This window comes from Limosilactobacillus caviae (assembly GCF_014635905.1).
GTDB classification, from domain to species: Bacteria; Bacillota; Bacilli; order Lactobacillales; family Lactobacillaceae; genus Limosilactobacillus; species Limosilactobacillus caviae.
This window is the reverse complement of sequence record NZ_BMDS01000002.1, coordinates 254,056-275,104: the sequence shown is the minus strand read 5'-3', so window position 1 is coordinate 275,104 and position 21,049 is coordinate 254,056. Positions and strand designations below refer to the sequence as shown.

17 protein-coding genes and 1 pseudogene are annotated in these 21,049 nt (G+C 37.2%); 10 read left to right on the top strand and 8 right to left on the bottom strand.

Annotated features, from left to right (window positions below; translation table 11 throughout):
- Positions 1–2 precede the first annotated feature (2 nt).
- Positions 3–800, bottom strand: a complete 798-nt coding sequence (gene sufC, locus IEU90_RS04075) for a Fe-S cluster assembly ATPase SufC (protein WP_153709660.1) — start codon at positions 798–800, stop codon at positions 3–5.
- A 227-nt stretch (positions 801–1,027) separates the two neighbouring features.
- Here sufC and IEU90_RS04070 point away from each other — a divergent pair, with 227 nt between their 5' ends.
- The 3 genes from IEU90_RS04070 to IEU90_RS04060 are packed head-to-tail and all read left to right on the top strand — an operon-like array spanning position 1,028 to position 3,389.
- A complete protein-coding gene (locus IEU90_RS04070) occupies positions 1,028–1,234 on the top strand; it encodes a FeoA family protein (protein WP_153709661.1) in 207 nt (68 codons plus the stop codon).
- 1 nt (position 1,235) lies between these two features.
- A complete protein-coding gene (feoB, locus tag IEU90_RS04065) occupies positions 1,236–3,227 on the top strand; it encodes a ferrous iron transport protein B (RefSeq protein WP_153709662.1) in 1,992 nt (663 codons plus the stop codon).
- A gap of 6 nt (positions 3,228–3,233) precedes the next feature.
- On the top strand, positions 3,234–3,389 hold the full coding sequence (locus IEU90_RS04060) for a FeoB-associated Cys-rich membrane protein (protein WP_153709663.1): 156 nt from the start codon (positions 3,234–3,236) through the stop codon (positions 3,387–3,389).
- A gap of 55 nt (positions 3,390–3,444) precedes the next feature.
- Here IEU90_RS04060 and IEU90_RS04055 read toward each other — a convergent pair whose 3' ends face one another.
- Together IEU90_RS04055 and menB are read right to left on the bottom strand one after the other, a co-directional pair.
- The gene (locus IEU90_RS04055) at positions 3,445–4,866 is read right to left on the bottom strand and encodes an o-succinylbenzoate--CoA ligase (protein ID WP_153709664.1); all 1,422 of its coding nucleotides are present in this window, start codon (positions 4,864–4,866) and stop codon (positions 3,445–3,447) included.
- A gap of 14 nt (positions 4,867–4,880) precedes the next feature.
- Positions 4,881–5,702: a 1,4-dihydroxy-2-naphthoyl-CoA synthase gene (gene menB, locus IEU90_RS04050; RefSeq protein ID WP_153709665.1), complete on the bottom strand. Its 822-nt coding sequence runs from the start codon at positions 5,700–5,702 to the stop codon at positions 4,881–4,883.
- Between the two features lie 33 nt (positions 5,703–5,735).
- Between menB and IEU90_RS04045 the strand changes: the two genes are divergently transcribed.
- The 4 genes from IEU90_RS04045 (at position 5,736) to IEU90_RS04030 (ending at position 10,860) form a co-directional block, all read left to right on the top strand.
- Complete coding sequence (locus IEU90_RS04045) at positions 5,736–6,110, top strand: PaaI family thioesterase (protein WP_188357765.1); 375 nt, start codon at positions 5,736–5,738, stop codon at positions 6,108–6,110.
- Positions 6,111–6,465: 355 nt separating this feature from the next.
- The gene (locus tag IEU90_RS04040) at positions 6,466–7,008 is read left to right on the top strand and encodes an RNA polymerase sigma factor (protein ID WP_225431259.1); all 543 of its coding nucleotides are present in this window, start codon (positions 6,466–6,468) and stop codon (positions 7,006–7,008) included.
- Between the two features lie 168 nt (positions 7,009–7,176).
- Positions 7,177–10,065, top strand: coding sequence for a YfhO family protein (locus IEU90_RS04035; RefSeq protein ID WP_153709667.1), 2,889 nt, complete (start codon positions 7,177–7,179; stop codon positions 10,063–10,065).
- Between the two features lie 72 nt (positions 10,066–10,137).
- Complete coding sequence (locus tag IEU90_RS04030; protein ID WP_188357764.1) at positions 10,138–10,860, top strand: potassium channel family protein; 723 nt, start codon at positions 10,138–10,140, stop codon at positions 10,858–10,860.
- Between the two features lie 69 nt (positions 10,861–10,929).
- Here IEU90_RS04030 and rihA read toward each other — a convergent pair whose 3' ends face one another.
- Both rihA and IEU90_RS04020 read right to left on the bottom strand, forming a co-directional pair.
- Positions 10,930–11,871: a pyrimidine-specific ribonucleoside hydrolase RihA gene (gene rihA, locus IEU90_RS04025; protein ID WP_153709668.1), complete on the bottom strand. Its 942-nt coding sequence runs from the start codon at positions 11,869–11,871 to the stop codon at positions 10,930–10,932.
- Between the two features lie 386 nt (positions 11,872–12,257).
- Positions 12,258–14,524: pseudogene (locus IEU90_RS04020) on the bottom strand (phospholipase D family protein).
- A gap of 150 nt (positions 14,525–14,674) precedes the next feature.
- On the opposite strand from IEU90_RS04020, the gene IEU90_RS04015 reads away from it, so the two are divergent.
- Positions 14,675–15,517: an Rpn family recombination-promoting nuclease/putative transposase gene (locus IEU90_RS04015; RefSeq protein ID WP_188357763.1), complete on the top strand. Its 843-nt coding sequence runs from the start codon at positions 14,675–14,677 to the stop codon at positions 15,515–15,517.
- 373 nt (positions 15,518–15,890) lie between these two features.
- Here IEU90_RS04015 and IEU90_RS04010 read toward each other — a convergent pair whose 3' ends face one another.
- A complete protein-coding gene (locus tag IEU90_RS04010) occupies positions 15,891–16,805 on the bottom strand; it encodes a restriction endonuclease (protein ID WP_369932692.1) in 915 nt (304 codons plus the stop codon).
- Between the two features lie 139 nt (positions 16,806–16,944).
- Here IEU90_RS04010 and IEU90_RS11505 point away from each other — a divergent pair, with 139 nt between their 5' ends.
- Together IEU90_RS11505 and IEU90_RS04000 are read left to right on the top strand one after the other, a co-directional pair.
- Complete coding sequence (locus IEU90_RS11505) at positions 16,945–17,271, top strand: restriction endonuclease subunit S domain-containing protein (protein ID WP_188357761.1); 327 nt, start codon at positions 16,945–16,947, stop codon at positions 17,269–17,271.
- Positions 17,259–18,110 (top strand): restriction endonuclease subunit S, encoded by an 852-nt coding sequence (locus IEU90_RS04000; protein WP_153709671.1) that lies wholly within the window; start codon positions 17,259–17,261, stop codon positions 18,108–18,110. Before IEU90_RS11505 ends, IEU90_RS04000 begins: the two co-directional genes overlap by 13 nt.
- A 74-nt stretch (positions 18,111–18,184) precedes the next feature.
- Here IEU90_RS04000 and IEU90_RS03995 read toward each other — a convergent pair whose 3' ends face one another.
- Together IEU90_RS03995 and IEU90_RS03990 are read right to left on the bottom strand one after the other, a co-directional pair.
- A complete protein-coding gene (locus tag IEU90_RS03995) occupies positions 18,185–19,390 on the bottom strand; it encodes a restriction endonuclease subunit S (protein ID WP_153709672.1) in 1,206 nt (401 codons plus the stop codon).
- On the bottom strand, positions 19,383–21,044 hold the full coding sequence (locus IEU90_RS03990) for a type I restriction-modification system subunit M (RefSeq protein ID WP_188357760.1): 1,662 nt from the start codon (positions 21,042–21,044) through the stop codon (positions 19,383–19,385). Before IEU90_RS03990 ends, IEU90_RS03995 begins: the two co-directional genes overlap by 8 nt.
- Positions 21,045–21,049: the final 5 nt, after the last annotated feature.

Here is a 21,049-nt window from a genome sequence, read left to right as displayed (position 1 = left end):
TCCTAGTCTTCATCATCTACAAGTTTAATGTCTAAGCCTAGTTCGTCACGTAGTCCAGCATAACCTTCGTCTTCAAGTTTCTTTGCAAGTTCAGGTCCACCGGTTTTGACAATTCGGCCACCCATCATTACGTGAACAGTATCAGGGACAATATAGTTTAATAGGCGCTGATAGTGGGTAATAATTAATGATCCAAAATTATCGCCGCGCATTGAATTAACACCTTTTGAAACGACCTTCAAAGCATCAATATCAAGTCCTGAATCAATTTCATCCAAGATGGCAAAACTAGGCTCAATCATTAAAAGCTGCAAAATTTCGTTTCGCTTCTTTTCACCACCAGAAAATCCTTCATTAAGATAACGCTCAGTCATTGATTGATTCATATCAAGTAATTCAAGGTTCTTATCGAGTTTCTTGATAAAGTCCATAACCGAAATTTGATCATCTTCAGGACGACGAGCATTAATCGCTGCACGGAGAAATTCGGCATTGGTAACCCCCTGAATTTCAGCCGGATATTGCATAGCGAGGAACAAGCCTTTTCGTGCACGTTCATCAACAGGCATATCGACAATACTTTCACCATCTAAGAGAATATCTCCTTGCGTAACATGGTAATTGGGGTGCCCCATAATTGTTTGTGAAAGGGTCGATTTTCCTGTCCCATTCGGTCCCATAATCGCATGGATCTCACCAGTCTTCATCTTAAGGTTAACCCCTTTAAGGATCTCCTTTTCTTTTTTGCTTTCCTCATCCTTAACTGAAACGTGTAGGTCTTTTATCTCTAATGTTGCCATATAGTTCATCCTCCTGATCGGAAATATTCCAAAATATTCATAGTAAATATTCTATAAAATACTTATAATTCCTTTACATTCTTATTATATCCGAATATTAAAAAAATAAAACTATGCATTTTAAATTATTTCAAGCGCTTTCTTATAAATAATCTTAAGTGTATAATAAACATATATAATATGTCACTTATATACTTTAGGAATATTTAGTGAGGCGAATAGTAACAATGGCTCAACAAAATTATATTCTCCATTCTTTTGATTGTTTAAATGGCGCAACGGCTGCTCGGCTTCACGACATGGGATTATGTGAAGGCTGTCCAATCAAAGTCGTACAAAAATATCCTTTTCATGGACCGGTTATAATCGAAAATGACCACCAACGAATCGGCTTACGGTATGCTGTCTTTACATCGCTTACGGAGGCCGAGTGATATGGCAACAGTTGCACTCATTGGGAATCCCAATACTGGTAAAACCACGCTTTTTAATTCTTTAACCGATAAATATGCATACGTTGGCAACTGGACTGGTGTTACTGTTGAAAAGAAACAAGGAACATTAAAGGGAACAGACATCGTAATCATCGATTTGCCCGGTGTCTATTCCCTTGACCCGCTTACCAAAGATGAAGCAGTTGTGACTAATTATTTGATGCATAATCATCCAGATATGATTTTAAATGTAACTAATGCTAGTCAGCTGAAACGAAACCTATTATTAACAATCGAGGTACTTGAACTTGGCTACCCGGTTGTTTTAGTTCTTAATATGATTGATGATTTACGCCGTGCTGGTTACGAATATGATTTAGATATCCTAGAAAAGACGCTCGGTTGTAAAGTAACAGCAACTAATGCGCGGGGACACCAAGGAATTAATAAGGTTCGTGAAGAAACGATCCGTTATGAAGCACTCCACCCTGCCCAACTGAATTTGGAGTATCCGCCAATGATTCAGCAGGCAATCAGGCAGGCAAGTACTGCTCTTGTTAATGATTTTTCATTCTCGCCCCAAGTTGCACGGTGGCTGGCTATCCAGTTTATGAGTAAAAATAAAGTTATTCATAAATTTGCTCAAGAAAAAAAGTTAGCACCACTGCTTAATCAGCAAAAATATTATGAGGCACAAAAGTTCGCTGATAAAATTTTTGAAGTTCGCTTACAATTCATTGAAGAAACATTAAAAAGCGCCCGCCAGCCTTTAAGCGGCAGCAACCAAGTAGAATTAACCAGCCGGATCGATAAAGTTGTTACTAACCCTATTTTAGGTTTGCCAATCTTTGTCTTAATCTTTTTTATTATGTTTAAATTATCCTTTGATTGGGTTGGCACTCCGCTCTCGGATATGCTTGATCATTTTATCTCCGGACCTGTTTCATCAACGGTCGATAATTTTTTAACCAATTTAGGCGCTATTCCCGCACTAAGATCCTTAATAGTAAATGGAATTATTGCGGGAGTTGGTGGTGTCCTTGCCTTTATTCCGCAAATCTTTATGCTTTTTGCTTGCATTTCGCTTCTTGAAGATTCCGGCTACATGGCGCGGGCGGCACTTGTAACGGACCGGATTATGCAAATGATTGGCTTAAACGGTAAATCCTTTATCCCCCTCATCATCGGCTTTGGTTGTAATGTCACAGGGATTATGGCAGCAAGAACGGTTGAGCAGCCTAAAGAAAGGTTGATAACGACCTTAATTATGCCTTTTATGAGTTGTTCTGCCCGGCTGCCGATATATAGCTTGTTTGTTGCTGCTTTTTTCCCTCGTCACCAGGCCTTAATTGTATTGTCTATTTACTTTTTGGGGATAGTTGTAGCTTTAGGAATGGCAAAGTTTTATCAAATACTTTTTAAGGTAAAAGAAAGTTCTGTTTTTGTCGTTGAGTTACCTCACTACCACCTCCCCCGCTTAGATATAATTTGGCATGGAACCTGGGATAAAGGTAAAGGATTCATCAAAAAAGCAGGTACCATTATTTTTGCAGGAACCGTGCTAATTTGGGTACTATCAAGTTTTGGTACTAGCGGGTTTGTGACTAATTCAGCTAATAGTTTTGCAGCCGATCTTGGAAGAATTCTTGTACCCGTCTTTAAACCAATTGGCCTCGTCCAGTGGCAGGCAATTAGTGCTCTTTTTACCGGAATTTTGGCAAAAGAGGTTATTACTTCTAGTATGATGGTAATGTTTCATACAAGCAGTAAAGCATTCTTGATTGCATCACTAAGCCAATTTATGACGCCGCTGACTGCCTATGCACTATTGATTTTTATTCTGCTATATGCGCCATGTTTTGCAACTTTGGCAACAATTAAGCAAGAAACTGGTTCAACTAAATGGATGTTATATTCAGTTGCTTCAAGTTTAGTGATTGCTTATGCGATTGCGTTTATTTTCTTTCAAGTTGGACAATTATTTTTTGGGTGAATTCAAATGAAACTTATTATTAATATCATTATTATTATGTTAATTATCGCGTTTGCTCTTTATCTCCTTATCAAGACCTTTCAACGTGGAAAACAGGGCAAATGTGCTGCCTGTGATTACGATTGCGAGCTAAAGAAACAGCTGGTAAAAAATAAAAAGTAATTAAAATGAGTGTAACTAACCGCTACTATTACAAGCAGTTAATTACACTCATTTTCTAGTTCTTATTAAGTTTTTCTTGAAGAATAAAGCGACGGATCTTGCCACTAGCATTTTTAGGCAATTTATCAACGTAAATATAGCATCGTGGCACCTTATAATGGGCCAAGTGCTGATATCCATAATCTATCAATTGTGCTGGTGAAAAGCGATGCTCACTGACTATAAAGGCAACTGGGACTTGCCCCCATTCGGCATCGTTTTTTCCGACGACCGCAATCTCTTTAATCCCGCGGTAATGCTGATATACCTGCTCAATCTCTTGCGGAAAAATATTTTCACCACCAGAAATCAACATTTCATCCGCACGTCCATCAATGTAAAGGTAGCCGTCCGCATCTAAGTGTCCAATATCACCAGTCCTATACCAGCCATCAATCATTTTGGCTGGTAACTTTGCTGGTAGATTAAGGTAACCGGGAGTTAAGGCTGGCGTTTTTAGTAGTATTTCTCCCTCTTCACTTAACTTTAATTGTGTAGTGAATAAAGGCTGACCAACTGAACCAACCTTTTCTAATGCATCCGCCGAACGTAATGCAATAATTTGGGAACATGTTTCAGTCATCCCGTAACACTGAACAACTGGAATTGATAACCGAAAACACTTTTTTAACGTTTGCCGGTCAATGGTCCCGCCGCCAAGCAACATGCAACGAAATGCCGGGTTGTAATGAATATTGGTGTGTTCTTGTTGCAGGATTAGTTTTTTGAGCATAAACGGGACAACTGACATAATTGTTACAGCTTCGTTTGCTAGAACTTTTTCAATTTCTTCAACACGGAATTTTTTTACAAGCCGAACAGTCATCCCATATATCAGGCCACGCATAATAATGGAAAAACCACTAATGTGAAAAATCGGCGCTACACACAACCATTTATCAGACGATGATAATCCTAGATTTAATGTGGAGGCCACGGCAGAATAAAAGTGATTGCCAAAAGTTTGTAATACCCCTTTAGGATTGCCAGTTGTTCCTGAAGTGTACATAATACTTGCAACCTGTTCGGCGTTAAACGTTGGGACGAGTACACTTGGCTCAGCCACAATTGCCATAAATGCCGAATATGCTTTAAATGGTTTTTCCATTTTTGGACGCCATAAAGAGTCTTCAACTAGACATAAACGTAATTCACTATCATTAATTTGCCGTCTTAATTCTTCATCAGCCAACCGCCAATTGAGCCAGACAATTGTTCGTCCGCTGCAAATAATCGCTAATGCAAGCTGATAGCTGATAAGGGTATTAGCTGCAAGCAACCCCACGCGTGAACCGGGGTTAAGCTGGTCAATTTTTCCTTTCAACAGCTCAACTTGTTTTTTTAATTCTGCAAAAGTTAACTGTTCATTTCCATCATCAACCGCAACATGATATGGTTGAGTAGCCGCCTGTTTTAGCAGCCAATTTTGTGTTTCCATTTAACAACCTTCTTTTATGGAAACTTTGGAAACTGGTCAAAATCTGGGTCCCGTTTTTCATTAAAGGCATCGCGCCCTTCTTTACCCTCATCAGTAGTATAGAAGAGCATCGTTGCATCCCCGCCTAATTGCTGGAGACCAGCTAGTCCATCAGTATCAGCGTTCATCGCCGCCTTAATAAACCGTAAAGCTGTTGGTGACTTCTTTAGGATCTCATTACACCAGTCAAGAGTAACCGATTCGACCTGGTCTAGCGGAACAACCTTATTAATCCAATTCATCTGATATGCTTCTTCTGCGCTATAAAAGTGATTTAGAAACCATACTTCCTTAGCCCGCTTATGACCAATAACCCGTGCTAAATATCCTGATCCGTATCCAGCATCAAAGCTCCCAACTTTAGGACCCGTTTGACCAAATTTTGCATTATCAGCTGCAATGGTTAAATCACAGACTAATTGTAAAATATTTCCGCCGCCAACAGACCAGCCTTTCACCATCGCAATAACTGGTTTAGGAATGATCCGAATCAAATGTTGCAAATCAAGAACGTTAAGGCGTGCAATCTTATCTGGACCTACGTAACCGCCATTCCCCCGAACACCTTGATCACCACCAGATGAGAAGGCTTTATCACCGGCACCAGTTAGGATAATTACGCCAATTGTGCTATCATCACGACAGATCGTAAATGCATCGATCATTTCTTGGATTGTAACCGGCGTGAAGGCATTCATTTTTTGCGGACGATTCATCGTTATTTTCGCAATCTTTCCTGCCCGTTCAAAAATGATCTCTGAATAATCCTTAACTGGTTGCCAATCAACTGTTGTCATAATCAATCTACTCCTTTTGTGAGGTTAATAATAATGAATCTATTAGAAAATTTAGATATTCAAACTCAATCAGTCACAGCTAGCAAATGCGTTATCACTGTCAAAGTAAGCGATAAAATCAAACAGCCTTATGGTATCGTCCATGGGGGAATGAATGCCGTCCTCGCTGAAACGGCCGCTTCCTTAGGTGCAAATCAGTGGCTAGCTGATCATCAACAAGATCAAATAGCTCTCGGAATTAATATTACCACAGAGCATTTAATTGCGGTATCTGATGGCGAATTAAATACTATTGCGGTACCAATTAAATGTGGTCGCCGAATTCAAACTTGGCAAGCTGATGTTTACTGTAATAACCAGCGAACTAGCACAAGTATCGTTACTTTGATCAATCGACCGCATCCTTAGAAGTTAAATTCAGTATTTTTCTGATCATTTATTTAACTACTTTAACTTAGCCAAAGTTATTATAATTATTAAAAATAGTTATGGCCTTTATCTCACGCCCTTTTTAATCCTTAACGTTCGATTGACCGTTCTAATTCCGCTCATTTTAATATTGTCTCAAAATGGGACGTTTGATAAATTAGTACCAACGCGAGGCGAACTGCGTGATAAAATTTAAAACGTTTTATCTTGCCTAATAAAGGATTGAGCCCCTTTTTTAGGTCGTCAGTTTACCTATTCTTGGGAGAAAGAGTAAATAGGAGTATGATGGGAAGCATATCGCGTAAATTACAATTTTAAAGGAGAGCATTTTGAGATGCGCTTCAAGGAAAATGAAGAAAAATATCTTAAATTAATTAATAATTCTCGGCGAGGAAGCAATGAGGATTTCAAAGAATTATTTCAATGTTACTGGCCGCTGGTCCGACGTTTATGGCAACGTTATAATGTCAACAACTTAGAACTTGCCGATTGGGAACAAGAAGCCAGGGTGGTCATGCTAGAAGTAATTCGTTTGTACAACAACCAGGGTCCGCGAATGTTTAGCTGCTTTTTTAAGGAATGTTTAACAAACCGTATTCGTGACCTACAACGTCAGACACAAGCTTATAAACGCATCCCCGCTGAGCGCCTTTATGCTTTAACAGACGAGTATTCAGAAATAATTATTGATTATTTGCGCCATTCTCCTGATGATATTATTTACTGCCGGCAAAGCCTAAATTATCTTCTTAATTATTGTTCTAAGTTTGAGCGAAAAGTATTAGTTTATCTCCACTTACTGAAATTGCTGCGACCCTTAAATGCTCTAAGCGCAGCATTCAGAGTGCTTTGCATCGTTGTCATATTAAACTTCTAAATGTATTAACAAAATAATGCTAAAAAGCTATGACCATGTTTTTAATAACGTGACCATAGCTTTTTATGTTGACTTTTCTATCTTTCTTTCAAATATCAACATGATCTGTCTTTTTTTGATAGAATAGTGAAGATATCCTAAAAATGATTGTTAGTTCAAGGAGTAATTATGGATTTCTCATTTAAAAAACGACCAGTTAAGAAATTATATATTGAATATTCCATTTTATTTATTTTCTTAGCTATTTGTATTTTCGGTACCTATTTAGTAACCGGTCACACTTTTATTCTCAGCAAGGATGCTTTAAACCAGCACCTGCCATTATTAGCCAAATATCGTGAAGCGCTAGTTAGTTTCATTCACCACCCCCATTTAAATTTTTGGTCATGGCAAATGGGTCTAGGGAGTGATGCTTTCCAAGTCTATTCGTATTATACGATCGGGGATATTTTTGCCTACCTAGCACTCCTCTTTCCTGCTGCAAAAATCACTTTAGCATACCAGGTTATTAATGTTATTCGGATGTATTGCGTAGGCTTAGCGTTTATTTATTTTGCCCAGCATTTTAAATTTCGAAATAGCGTCATCTTAATCGGTGCAACTACTTATCTCGTTAATTCATTTTTGCTATATGCTTGTATTGCCCAGCCTTTCTTTACTACCCCGTTCATTATCTTTCCCCTAATTGTGGTGCAAATTGAGCGAATTTTACAAGGAGGATCCGCTTGGCCACTCGCAGGCGCTTTCACCTGGATGCTAATTAGTAATTATTACTTAGCATACGTCTTAGGAATTGGTTCCATTCTTTACCTTGTGCTACGCGTAGGAACTCAGTATCGACGAACACTTAACTATGGCCGGACTTTTTTGAAGCTTGCTTTTGCCACGGTTACAAGTGTGCTTCTCTCAGCAGTTTTGCTTGTGCCAGAGTTAATTGCGGTAACTAATTCAACGCGAACCGGGTCCTTATTTGCAAATGGGCTAAAAACTTACCCGCTTTATTATTACTTATTCTTGCCAAAATCATTGATTAACGGTGGTCAATGGTACTTTATGTTTTGGTCAGCCCTTGGGATTGTCTCAATCGGCTTTATTGCACTGGTTTACATTTATTCACGTCCACGGCAATATCCATTGATCACGATTAGCCTAGGGTTAGCCCTCATTATGTTATTAATTCCAGCTGTTGGCGCATTTTTTAACGGGATGATGTCTGCATCAAATCGGTGGACACTTTTGATCTACCTGCCACTAGCAATGGCCGTCTGCATTCTAGCCGAAAACGCACTGACGCTTGATCACCGGACCATGCAGATTTTAAGCTGGGCAACCGCAATCTACCTTGTCGTTCTCATTGCGACCTTCTTTTTTGAAAATGAAGATGACATCTTTATGCCAGTCATTTTTCTCATTATCTCACTAATGGCGATTTGGTTAATTCATTTAAACAAGCTTGACCACCCCTATCGCTGGCTATTAGCGATTACCATGCTTAATGCCGGCTTTAATGCAATTTACGCTGCTTTCCCTTATAACGGGGATTTCTCTAGCAGTATGCTTAACCGTGGAGAGTACCAGGCCATTACTAATAACCGTTATGGAAATCTTAACCAAGGCCTCGGTAAAGACCCTTTCTATCGCGTATCGACAATCAGTCAAAATAAAATTATCGATGGTCCTAATTTAGATAATGACCTTACTTCGGGTCTTCATAATATCGATTCCTATTACTCACTACAAAATAAGTATCTGGGGCAATTCAATACTAGCCTGCAAAACAATCAGTATCAGGCTAATATCCCTATTCGGCAGGCTGATGACCGGACAATTATGAATAATTTCTTTGGGGTAAAATATCTCTTTGTACAAAGTAACGGTGACAATGCAACAAAGATTCCTGCTGGCTACTTTTTAGATAAAGCTACCGACCCGGTTATTAATTACGATGAAGGACAGCCAAGCAACCCGCAAAGCAAGGATGACTTTGTGCCCACACAAACCATGCGGTATAAAACAAACTACGCATTCCCATTACTTTACTGGCAAGATAACTACATTAGCCAAAAAGATTACCGCTCACTCTCACCAACCGAAAAGGAACGGGCTTTAGCTACGGGTGTCCTCGTTGATAAGCAAGGAGAATTACGGGGGATGAAGGCAGCCAAGTTCAATAGCCACGTTTACCCGCTTAAGAGTGAATTAGTTTCTAATCGGTTAAATAAGGTTAATCCTGCCAAGCTAAACTATACTGATAGCGAAGAAACCTACCAATTGCAGTTGCCGGAACTACAAAGCAAGAAAATGCAACAAAAATTACGGGGAAGCGAGCTGCACATTGAATTTTCTAAAATTAAGTACACGCCATTCTCAATGAAAAAGCAGATTGCATATGAACAAGCACACCTAAAGGAAACTGCAAATAACCCTGGCAGCGTTATTAATGAACGCTATACTCATTACCGTTACTGGCGTTACCATGTCTTAAACGGCTCACCTGATATTAGTTTTAAGCTGAATATCGGTAGTAAGTTTGGTACGGCAACGATTGAGCAAGCCCGTCAAAGTACCTTATCCTTATTTAAGCATGTTACTAATTCAACGCTGAATATCGGGTATTATGATGGAAAGCTCCCAACCTCACTTACCTTCCAACCATCAAAGCTAGGAACTTATCAACTCAAATACCGTGTTGTCGCAGAAAAACTTGATAATAATTATTATCATGAAGTTAAGACATTACAAAAAGACCGGCTAAAAAACGTTAAATTTAGTCGTAACCAAATTAAAGGATCAATTAAAACTACCCGTCCAGGTGTCTTAACATCTTCTATCCCATATTCTACTGGCTGGTCAGTCAAAGTTAATGGCAAAGATGCCCCTACCCTGCGAACAAATCAAGCTTTCCTAGGAGTATACTTACCAGCCGGCACCCATCAAATAACCTTCAACTATCAACTTCCCGGGATAAAAGCTGGGGCTATTATTAGTTTAATTGGTCTTGGATGGACGCTAATTGCTGGTGTTGTTACACTCATCTGGGATTATAAGCGTAAATAACATAATTAAATCTTGCATCATCTCACGGGGACGCTTAAGATAAAATTATATTTACGGGGCAGGGGAAAGATTGTGCATAAAAAGTTTACTTACGTTATCTATCAAATCATCATGGCGATCTTGGCAATTATATCGATTGGAATGCTAATTGCTTATTACGCAAATCGCATTAATATTGACGCATATCCATACAGCACGATTGATAATAGCATTTGGCTAATTTTCTTCGTTGATTACTTTATTCGCCTTATCATAGCGCCAAATAAGCGTGAATTTGTTAAAGATAACATCTTTGATCTTCTTTCGATTATTCCTGCAAGCAGTCTTTTCTTCTTTTTCCGCATCGCCCAGATTGGCCGAACATTCCGCCTGCTCAAACTTATCCGCATCATGCGATTAGTTGGTTTCACTGGTCGTTTAGGGGTATTTTTCGAGCGAAATGAATTACTATATTATCTCTATATCAGTATCGCCGTTATTATGGTTGCCGCTGCAATGTTTTGCATTTCAGAAAAGGTATCGTATGAGACGGCATTGTGGTGGGCAATTACTACTGCCACTACAATCGGTTATGGGGACGTAATTCCAAAGACCGGAATCGGACGTGCAGCAGCAATTGTCCTTATGCTTTTGGGAATTGGTTTTATCGGAATGTTGACCAGTACGATCACTGAGTTTTTCGCCAAAAAAGATGAACGAAAAATCTCTTCTCAACTAGCTAAGATTCAACAAGAAAATCAGCAATTAAAAGCAGAATTAGATGAGATTAAGAATCTAATCAAAAATAAGCATTAATAAAAAGGCTCAGTCCAGTGAATTTAACATTCATTGAACTGAGTCTTTTTAGCTTACTAATTATGTTGGCTAATTGGCAAAACTCTTGATTGAGTCCATAATCAAGTTAATAAACTTATCTCGATCAACATCAAGAAGGACTTCGGTATTCTGCGGCTTACCAGTCAATTGATAGTAATCACAAACTGTTTCTCCCCGTGTTAAATCTCCTTGAGTTTCAACGTCAACATTCATTTTATCGGTTTCAAACATTGCCGGATCAATCAGCCAAGCAATCGTGCATGGGTCATGAAGCGGTGCGCCTTTGAACCCCCATTTAGGATTTTCGTGGTATTGCTCAAAGAAATTTAATAGTCCATAAAAAGCCTGACCAACCGGGTTATCAATTTGTTTAATTGCTTGAATCTCATTCTTCATGATCTGTGCCTTATGAGTAACATTTAATGGAGCCATTACTAAAGGCAAACCAAAGTTCATCACAATTTTGGCTGCTTCAGGATCGACGAAGATATTAAACTCAACTGATGGTCGCCAATTACCTAGTCCCATAGCGCCACCCATAAAGACAATCTGGTCAATCTTTTCCTTGGCTAAATCAGGATATACTCTGAGGAATAAGGCTGCGTTTGTCATCGGACCGGTAACAACTAATGTTACTTTCTCATCACTTTCCTGTAGTGTCTTAGCAATCAATTCAATAGCCGGAATTGGTTGAACCTTAAAATCTGGATCAGGTAAGTCGGCACCGTCAAGTCCTGTTTCTCCATGAACTTCAGGAGCTGTCTCGAGCGGTTTCACTAATGGCGTTTGGTTTCCTTGAGCCACCGGAATGTCCTCCCGATGCAACAAGGTCAGCATCCTCATTGCATTATTCAGCGTTTTATCGGGTGTCTGATTACCCGCAGAAGTCGTTACAGCAAGCACATCAATCTTTGGTGAAGCAACAGCCATCGTTAATGCTAATGCATCATCGTGCCCCGGATCACAGTCAAGAATTATCTTTTTAGTCATTTGCTATCCTTATCCTTTCCTAATTGATCATAAATATAGCGGTTACATTAATTATAACAAAATAAAAGAGCCACACAGACGTGACCCTCAAAAATTATCATTTAGGCTTTCTTAAATAAATATGTCGGCAACGCAACGGCTCCAGCTAATAGAGCTAAAGCAACAAATTTCTTTTTAGAATGTTTTTTAGGCTGTGTAGTTTTATTTTTCTTCATAAAAATCGGCTCCTTTATTTCAAATAACCTATCACTACCTACACTCTTATTTTAGCCCCATTTTGCCTTTACGTAAAAATATATGGGCCAGGTGACAAGGGCAATGATAAAAATCCAGACAATTATTTTTTGAAATAAGTTAAGTTTCCAAATGTGCTTCATAATTTCACCCTATTTCTTTTTGAGCCAACTAAATATGCCATGACGGTGTGCCTGCTTTTCTTGGGCCTCCGTTAAACGGGTAAGCAACTCAGTCATTTTAGCATCAGTATTAACTTTTTGTGCTGCTAAGGCAACTTTACTACTATCATACTTTTGCCTAAGTGTATCGCTGTTTAACCACCGATCAAAGTTATTAACATCAACAATAAAACCTGTACTCGTATATTGATAGCTGATCCGATACTTTCGTGGCAGGTATTGAAAGTATCTTTCCATCATCATGGAACCATTATTTCTCGCCGTGCTGTCAGAGACTTTATTAAAGAGCTGCTTATTAATCTGTGCCTTTAATTCACCGTCCTGCTTAATAAATGTTACATCAACACCTACTTCAGCCTGATTGATTAGCATAGTCCAGTCATTACGCCCAACAAAAAGCGAATAATCATAATTATCTGTAAAATAGTCCTTTACTAGGTCAAACATTCCAAATTGATCCATTGCTTGTTTCAAAACATGCTTGATTGGATAGAGATAATCTTTTTCAATCTTTTGTTCCGTTTCATGTGATACATTATTGAAAAACTTTGCAAGTTCAACCTGACAGTAACGATAGAGCTGGTCATTAGCCCTCCCCAATAAATCGTTTAATTCATCTTCACGTTCTTTTTCATTTCCAGCAAAAGTTGACTCAAAACTTAGGTACCATAACCGCCGCATAATTTCTGGCTTAAGAGAAAATTGTGATTTACTATCCCCTTCACGCCGATTCATCGTAAAAATAAATGATGGAAGCGGCCCAGTTAAGCTCCGATTATTTGTAATCTCTTTAATGAATCGATCAAAATATGGCCGCGTTGTTAAATCCGGGCTAATATCATCAATCATCATTGGATTAACTGGTCCGTCACTATACATATAGTCACTTAAAACGCTCGTAATCGTCATATTAATATTTGATTTTCCCAGAGCATAATTTTTGGCATCAAAGATTCCGCCATCAAGGAAATTACCACTTCCAGTTAATTTGGCTGCTAATCTCTTTCCCAATGTTGACTTTCCTGTTCGTCCTTGACCGATTAGGGCTACCCCCAGCGGAACATCTTCACGAGATTTACTACTAGGCGACATTTCATACATATTCCGAATTTTCCATAGCCAGGGTGCTTCAAATAGGAAACACATAAAGTCACAGGCCTGCCAACCCTCACCGACTTCTTTATAGCTATCGTACTCATGGGCAATGTCGCTAAATAGTTGAAGTTGTTGGCGGAGAGCATCTCCTGACAAATTGGATTTCAGTAACTCGGATTTCACATTATCTCCCACGCGGGGTGCCTCAAATAACTGACCATCATTATAAAATAGGACTAGCTTTGGGTAGAGATCTTCTTCACGGCTAATTTTTCCTGAACTATCCTCGTCACGAGTGACACGTTTAACTACTTGGGTAAGGCTGTAAAGTTCTTTCCCAATGTTTTCAAGATTACGTTTTTTATAACCTGCGTCCCCAAAGAGCTTAACCGTTTGTGCAACACTCAACTTCTCTTTAGCAGATAAATTCTTAAGCTCTTCATCTGAACTGTAAGAATCCTTATATTCTTTTATCTCTGCAGCTGGTAAACAATCGTATTTTGACCGGCTTTATCTTTATTTTCAAACATATTAACAGTATCAGTATAAACATTAACCTGAAGCTGCTCATTATTCTTAGCTTTAATGAAACCAGTCATTTTCTTTGCATCTAAATAGGTTGCTGCGTGGGCAAAATTATCATTAAACATTTGTAAATGACATTGATAAAGCGGATCAGCCTGCATCCCATAGTCACTATCAAGTTGCTCTAAATTTTGATGGATAGCTGCTTCAGTTAAGTTCATTGATCCAGCAAATGAAAGATACTCATCTTTATTGGTCAATAAGTACATTTTAGTGTGAATTAATTCTTTTTTCGTAAAGAAAAGTTGTAAACTCCCATCTAAAATCCGTTTCGTAAATTCGCTATCCTGGTGTTCATAACCATATTTTACAAATTCATTACGGTCAGTTAATTGCATCATCCGTTTACCAATTGAATTTGCTCCATTATCACTTAGTCCTAGGATCAAAGTAACCTTATCATAGCGTGGCAAGAGCTGGTCTTCAATAAACTTAATCGATGAGACAAACGAAACACCTTTAAATTCAACCGGGTTATCAAGGTGTTCTTCAGCAAATTGCCAAAAGTCAGCATCTGAAATCAATTTTTGTTTCGTGTAATCTAGAATATCCAACATTTTAACCGCCCCTTTTCAGTTAACTTTCAAATTATATCATGAAGCGATGAGCACAAAATAGATTAAAACAAAATGCAAAAGCAGCTTTTTTACGTATATATAATTTTAGAGGGTAATCCTCAAAATACACTTAAGGAGAAATATTAACAAATGACCTATCATGCACGCCCTAAATGGGAAAATGCTGATCTTACTGACAATTATATTTTCAATCGGGTGATGACCGATCCTGATATTTGCTTAGAAGTGTTACGACGAATTTTACCACATTTGCATATTAAAGAAATCGAATTCCCCAACGCTCAACAAGAAATCATAATTGCTCCCGATGCTCACGCGGTTCGTTTCGATATCTATACTACCGATGAGAATGGTAATCACTATGACGTGGAAATGCAGGTAGTTGACGAGCATAACATCGCAAAAAGAATTCGTTACTACCAAACAGCTAGTACGATTGAATCATATGAAAAAGGTAATACTTATAATCATGTTGACGATTCATACGTTATTTTCTTTTGCAATTTTGACCCGTTTGGATTGGGATTACAATATTATACTCTCCATAAACATATTGATAACGTTCCTGAAGAAATTGTTTATGACGGACAAACCGATATTTTATTTAATATTACTTCACCAAAACATAATGTTAACCCCAAAATGCAAACTTTACTTGATGTAATCGCTAAACGAAAGGTTGATGCTCATGATGAGCTTGTCGTAAAATTGAAGAAAAGAATAGCATACGTCAAGCACAACCGGAAATGGAGGGCAGAATATATGCGACTCTCAATATATGAAATGGATCAGCAACGCCGCTTAGAGGAAGCAATTAAAGAAGGCCGTGAAGAAGGTCGTGAGAAAGGAATTAAACGACTTATTAGTTCATTACGTGATTTAGACATTGACCAAGATACCATTAAGCAAGAATTAAAGAAACAATATGATTTAACCGATAAACAAGCAACAGAGTATTTAGAAAGAAAATAATTCTAAAAAGCAGGCTCGTAGTTCACCATTATGTCGTGACTATAAGCCTGCTTCTCTCAATTTTAATATAATTACTTCTTCAATAATTTGCACATTAATACCAATGGCCAAATTACCGCGCCTGCTACTAAAGTAATAAGGACAATTTTTTGCTTCTTTGATAAATTATGACATGGACATTTCATACCTAATCGCTCCCTTGTATAAGTTAATTTAATTATAACGCTTTCACAAATAGATTTAACCCTAAAAAGACTATTCTATAAATATATCTCTATCTACTCAATAAAGATTATACTGTACCTGTACTTCCATACCAACCTTATATTGAATAATTACTACGCCACTTCTTTTCGTTGTCCTCCTAAATGCCCTATTTTAAATCAAAATAATAATCATCCAATACATATGTGAGAACCGGCGTGATATGCAATTGATATTTCTCTACTAATTCTGCTAATTCTTGTCCATCAATCAATGTCACAGTATTATTTCCCTGCATCGCTTTCCTTCGAGCACGATCCGTGTAGTAATTGGTTGTAATAAAGATGCCGTACTCTGCATTAAAACTATCCATGACACCTTTGAACTTATCTATATCAGGCTCAGTAACAGCCCCAGTCGTATATCTTTTACATTGAATAGCAACCCGATTTGTTCTAAATTCATCAGAAGTAAAATAGCCAAACCCATCGATACCATGGTCGCCCGAACGAACGATTCCCCGTTCTTTATCAATTACGACTCCCATTTTTGAAATTAGCAAACGAGAAAAGCTTTCAAACTTACCAGGATCAAATTTCATTAGTTGGTTAATCAATTGTGTCTTCCAATTCAAGTCATCTGTGTCTTCTTGATCTTCCACCCCAGTAGTTGCATCTCCATTGTCCGCTACTCTATCATTGTGCTTAGCTTTATTTCGTTCAGCTCGTTCCCGATCCTTTTTGTCCCAGTAGGCTCTTATTAGTTTCTCTTGCTCTTTATTTGGATAGTTTGTTAAATCATCATTTGTTCCTGCATGAGTTAGCACAATATCTTTTCCACGTTGCGGTTGTTCAATATAACCAACACTATGTAAGTTCCGAATTCCGAAATTAAAATCAAACATAAAAGGTGAATACAATCCTGTCTTCCCCTGCTTTGTTGAATACACTTGCTCGTATGTTAGACCATCATACCCGTTATCAGCCATCGATTTTCTAATTACCTTTCGACTAGCTGATCCACCTAAGTCACGTAATGCTAAGATGATTGCTTTCTCGACTGATCTTCTTTTATATTCTGCCACTTCTCTCACCCACTATATAAATTTCATTAGTAATTATACAGTAATTTTTACATCCTTTTTCTATAACTTAACGTTTATTTCTTTAGTGGGGTTATTTAATATCAAATGGGAGCAGCGTAAGTTAGGGGATGTAATTAACTTGATAGGTGGAGGTCCTTTCAAGAGTAACGATAGTGTTAATAAGGGTATTCCATGGTTAAAAATTGTTAATGTTGGTGTTGATGGTATTAGTTGGAATACTGAAGCATATCTACCAGAGTATTTTTGGAATGATTATCCTAAATATCAGCTAAAAAGAGGTAACTATGTGGTCGCTTTGACTCGTCCTATATTAGAGCATCGATTAAAGATAAGTAAACTCGATAGAAATGCACTATTAAACCAACGTGTGGCAAAGTTAACTACTAGTGAAAACTTAGAATACATTGTGCATCTTCTCGAAAGAAAAAAGTGGTGCTTGAAATAGAAAATAATCTTTCAGGCAGTGATCCTCCAAATTTAAGTAGTAAAGATTTATACCAAATAAACATAAAAATACCGTCCGAATCTAATGAACAAAAACAAATTGGCACATTTTTAACAAAGCTAGATAATCTTATTTCTCTCCAGCAACGAAAATTAGAGCAACTAAAGCAGTTGAAAAAGACAATGTTACAGCAATTGTTTGTACAAAATAAAAGCGAAACAATGCCAGAAGTCAGATTTAATAATTTTAATAGTGAATGGCAAATAAAGTCTCTTAACGAACTGCAAACTTCTGTATATTCAGGTATAGCCGGAAAAACAAAAGATGATTTTGGTCACGGTGAAGCTCGATACATCACATATCTAAATATTCATGATAATGTTGTTGCTAAAACATCAGGCGTTGATAGGATTGAAAGGGATTTGAGGCAGCACAAGGTAGAAAAAGGAGATTTACTGTTTACTATTTCCTCTGAAATTCCTGAAGAAGTAGCATTAAATTCTGTTTGGCCTGGTGATAATGGTAAAGATCTATATTTAAATAGTTTTTGCTTTGGATATCGTCCAATGCAAAATAAAGTTAATCCATTCTTTTTGTCTTATTATTTACGAACTCCCTTTTTGCGTAAAAATATATTTCCATTAGCTCAAGGAATTTCAAGATTTAACATATCCAAAAAAAGCATTTTGGATTTATCTATAGCTCTCCCACAATTAAAAGAGCAGAATGATATTTACGAATTATTAGCTAAAATTGATAAAATTATCACACAAAAAAATAATAATATTAGCCAACTCAAGATTCTAAAAAAATTTTTTCTTCAAAAGCTTTTTGTATAATTGATTCTATAAAATTAAATCTCCATCAAATAATTAAGTATTTAACAATACGAGCGTATTTGATAGAGATTTTTCTAAATGAATATTTTTTGGAGGCAAAATTTTTTCAGATTAGATAATTTATCTGTTTTACGCTGCTGAAGGGCGATGAGGGAGTCAAATTTTATTAAATATGATCCAATTCGTTTTTGTTCTTCAATATTTGGTAGTGAGATGATTTTACTTTCCATATCTTTTTTTGTCACGTGAATCATTGTTGATCCATTTGTATTTACTAATAGTTTAGCCTTGTCAGCTTTTAATATTTGTAAAGTAAAATCTCTATCTAAAAACTTAGAAAGTACGATCTTCCAGATATGGTAGTGGTAAATAACCTTTTCTCCATTCCAAATATGAGGACCAAAAGTGGCTGACCAAGTATATACTAAGTCACCTTTATCAATATAATATTTATCCGCTAACTCTAAATTAGAATAATACCAAGAATCATTTGTGTAGAAGTTACCGACACGAAGTACTTTATATTTTCCAGAATCCAATAGTTCTCTTTGCTTATAGGCACGACCATTTATGAAAGTTGCCACTTCTCCCAACTTCCGCTGTTCCCAAGCTTCAGTAAAATTCTTAAAACGAATATTAGGAATTGATTTATCTTTTTTGGGGCCCAATAATTGCCTTAACATCGCCTTTCTTACTTGTTTTAGTTGTTTCAATTTTCGTTGCTGGAGAGAAAGTAGCTTATCGATACTCTTAACTAATTTTGAAACTAATTTTTGCTCCCAAAGTTTTGGTAGTTTTATATTAGCTTTTGCTAATTCACGTCCTGAAATTTCGACAAAAGTAGAACCTGCTCCATGTGTTTCACCATATTTTCTAAGGGAGTTAGAAAGCGAATATAGAAAATAACTATCTATTATTTGCCTATTAGGAACAATAGATTGAAATCCCTGATTAGTAGCAGCTGATTCTGTCAAAATTGCTGTTTTACCAATTCCAGCACGAGAAGTAAAAAGAATAGTTTCAATTGGTAGTACTTTAGCTGAACTATGTTTCAATCCTTCTTCGGTTATTTTTCTTTCACTAGAAGTAGCATAGATATTATTTCCAATTTCAGCAGGAGTATACCAATTTATTTTTCCATTCCAGTATTCTGGATTTTTAGTGTTTGGTGTTCCTCCTCCAATAATTTTCGCCACTTCTCCTAACTTACGCTGCTCCCAATCATCAGTGAAGCCTTTAAAACGAACCTCAGGCACCATTCTTTTAGGCTTTTTATCCATTACGCTTTACCTCGTTTTCTAACATTTTGATAAAATCGTTTAAGTCGTTTTGGGTCTTTTCGTCTTTTGAAGTTAGCTCTTTCATCATTCTCAAAAGTTCACTTTGGGTCTTTTCAATCTCTTTTTGTGTTTCTTCCATCTCTTTAGTTAACTTACCTAGATCAACCGGTGGCTCTGGTTCAAAAGTATCAACATAACGTGGAATATTAAGATTATAATCATTTTCCTTAATTTCATCGATTGATGCTACATGGGCATACTTATCAACATCTTTACGTTCTTTATAGGTATTAATAATCTTATCAATATCCTCTTTACGTAAGATATTTTGGTTCTTCCCCTTTTCAAAGCCCTTGCTTGCATCAATAAACAAAACATCTTTATTTTCCTTATTTTTCTTTAATACAAGAACAACCGTTGGAATACCTGTTGAATAAAATAGGTTGGCTGGTAATCCAATAATGGCATCAATTTGATTTTTCTCTAATAACGCCTGACGAATTTTAGCTTCTTTGGCACCACGGAATAATACCCCATGCGGAAGGACAATCGCCATTGTTCCATCTTGTTTCAAGTGATACAAACCGTGAAGTAAGAAAGCATAGTCCGCTTTTGTCTTTGGTGCCAATGCTCCATATTCTTTGAAACGTGGATCTTTCAACTTATTGTCATTATTATCCCAGCGAGCTGAGTACGGCGGATTAGCAACGACCATGTCAAAATTATGCGGATGATCAACGCCATGTTCGTCTACCCCATCAGGCCAGTCCATTTCTAGAGTGTCAGCATTTTTTAACGTCATATTTTGATAACGAACATCATGCATCATAAGGTTCATTCGTGCTAAATTATAGGTTGTCGTATTTAGTTCTTGCCCCGCATACTTTAACTTTTTTCGAGCAATTTTGTTTTCAAGTTGTTTTCTTACAGTTAACAGTAATGATCCACTTCCACAAGCAAAATCATATACTTCTGGAGCTTCTAACTCAGGGTCTAAATTTGAAGCAACTAATTTAGCTAATACTACAGATACTTGCTCTGGAGTATAGAATTCTCCAGCTTTTTTCCCAGAATTACTTGCAAACTTATCAATCAAATAAGTATAAATATCGCCTAAAATATCCTTACCATTCTCATCTTTATATTCAATTTGATCTACCAAAACAACAATATCTGTTAGCGCTTTAGCTCGTGCGGAAGTTGAATTACCTAGTCGTGAATTTCCAAGGTTCATATCATCAAAAATACCATGAAAATCCATTTTAGCATTATGATTAAGGTTCAAATTATGGTTAAAACTATCGAGCATATCCTGATAATCTGATGGAGCAATAGTGTTATTGTCCACTTTATCAACAATCGTTGCCCAAGTGTATTGAGGAGCAATTGCATATCCTAATGAAGAAGCAATTTCTTCTAAATAATCTTCTAGATCATCACCGTTCGCTTGCTCTTTATATGCTTCATTAATACTTTGACCTTCAGTGACATCAATTACACCGTTTTTTATAAGAGCTTGTTCTTGGTGTTCAGATAAATAACGGTAGAACATGAAGCCTAAGATATAGTTTCGGTATTCACTAGCATCCATATTGCTTCGAAGGCGGTTTGCCATTTCCCATAATTGACTTGTTATCTCTTTAGCTTTACTCATTCAAA

Bases quoted from the DNA above. Each gene is read 5' to 3' on its own strand.
- sufC (WP_153709660.1), bottom strand. From the start codon at position 800: ATGGCAACATTAGAGATAAAAGACCTACACGTTTCAGTTAAGGATGAG.
- IEU90_RS04070 (WP_153709661.1), top strand. From the start codon at position 1,028: ATGGCTCAACAAAATTATATTCTCCATTCTTTTGATTGTTTAAATGGC.
- feoB (WP_153709662.1), top strand. From the start codon at position 1,236: ATGGCAACAGTTGCACTCATTGGGAATCCCAATACTGGTAAAACCACG.
- IEU90_RS04060 (WP_153709663.1), top strand. From the start codon at position 3,234: ATGAAACTTATTATTAATATCATTATTATTATGTTAATTATCGCGTTT.
- IEU90_RS04055 (WP_153709664.1), bottom strand. From the start codon at position 4,866: ATGGAAACACAAAATTGGCTGCTAAAACAGGCGGCTACTCAACCATAT.
- menB (WP_153709665.1), bottom strand. From the start codon at position 5,702: ATGACAACAGTTGATTGGCAACCAGTTAAGGATTATTCAGAGATCATT.
- IEU90_RS04045 (WP_188357765.1), top strand. From the start codon at position 5,736: ATGAATCTATTAGAAAATTTAGATATTCAAACTCAATCAGTCACAGCT.
- IEU90_RS04040 (WP_225431259.1), top strand. From the start codon at position 6,466: ATGCGCTTCAAGGAAAATGAAGAAAAATATCTTAAATTAATTAATAAT.
- IEU90_RS04035 (WP_153709667.1), top strand. From the start codon at position 7,177: ATGGATTTCTCATTTAAAAAACGACCAGTTAAGAAATTATATATTGAA.
- rihA (WP_153709668.1), bottom strand. From the start codon at position 11,871: ATGACTAAAAAGATAATTCTTGACTGTGATCCGGGGCACGATGATGCA.
- IEU90_RS04015 (WP_188357763.1), top strand. From the start codon at position 14,675: ATGACCTATCATGCACGCCCTAAATGGGAAAATGCTGATCTTACTGAC.
- IEU90_RS03995 (WP_153709672.1), bottom strand. From the start codon at position 19,390: ATGGATAAAAAGCCTAAAAGAATGGTGCCTGAGGTTCGTTTTAAAGGC.
- IEU90_RS03990 (WP_188357760.1), bottom strand. From the start codon at position 21,044: ATGAGTAAAGCTAAAGAGATAACAAGTCAATTATGGGAAATGGCAAAC.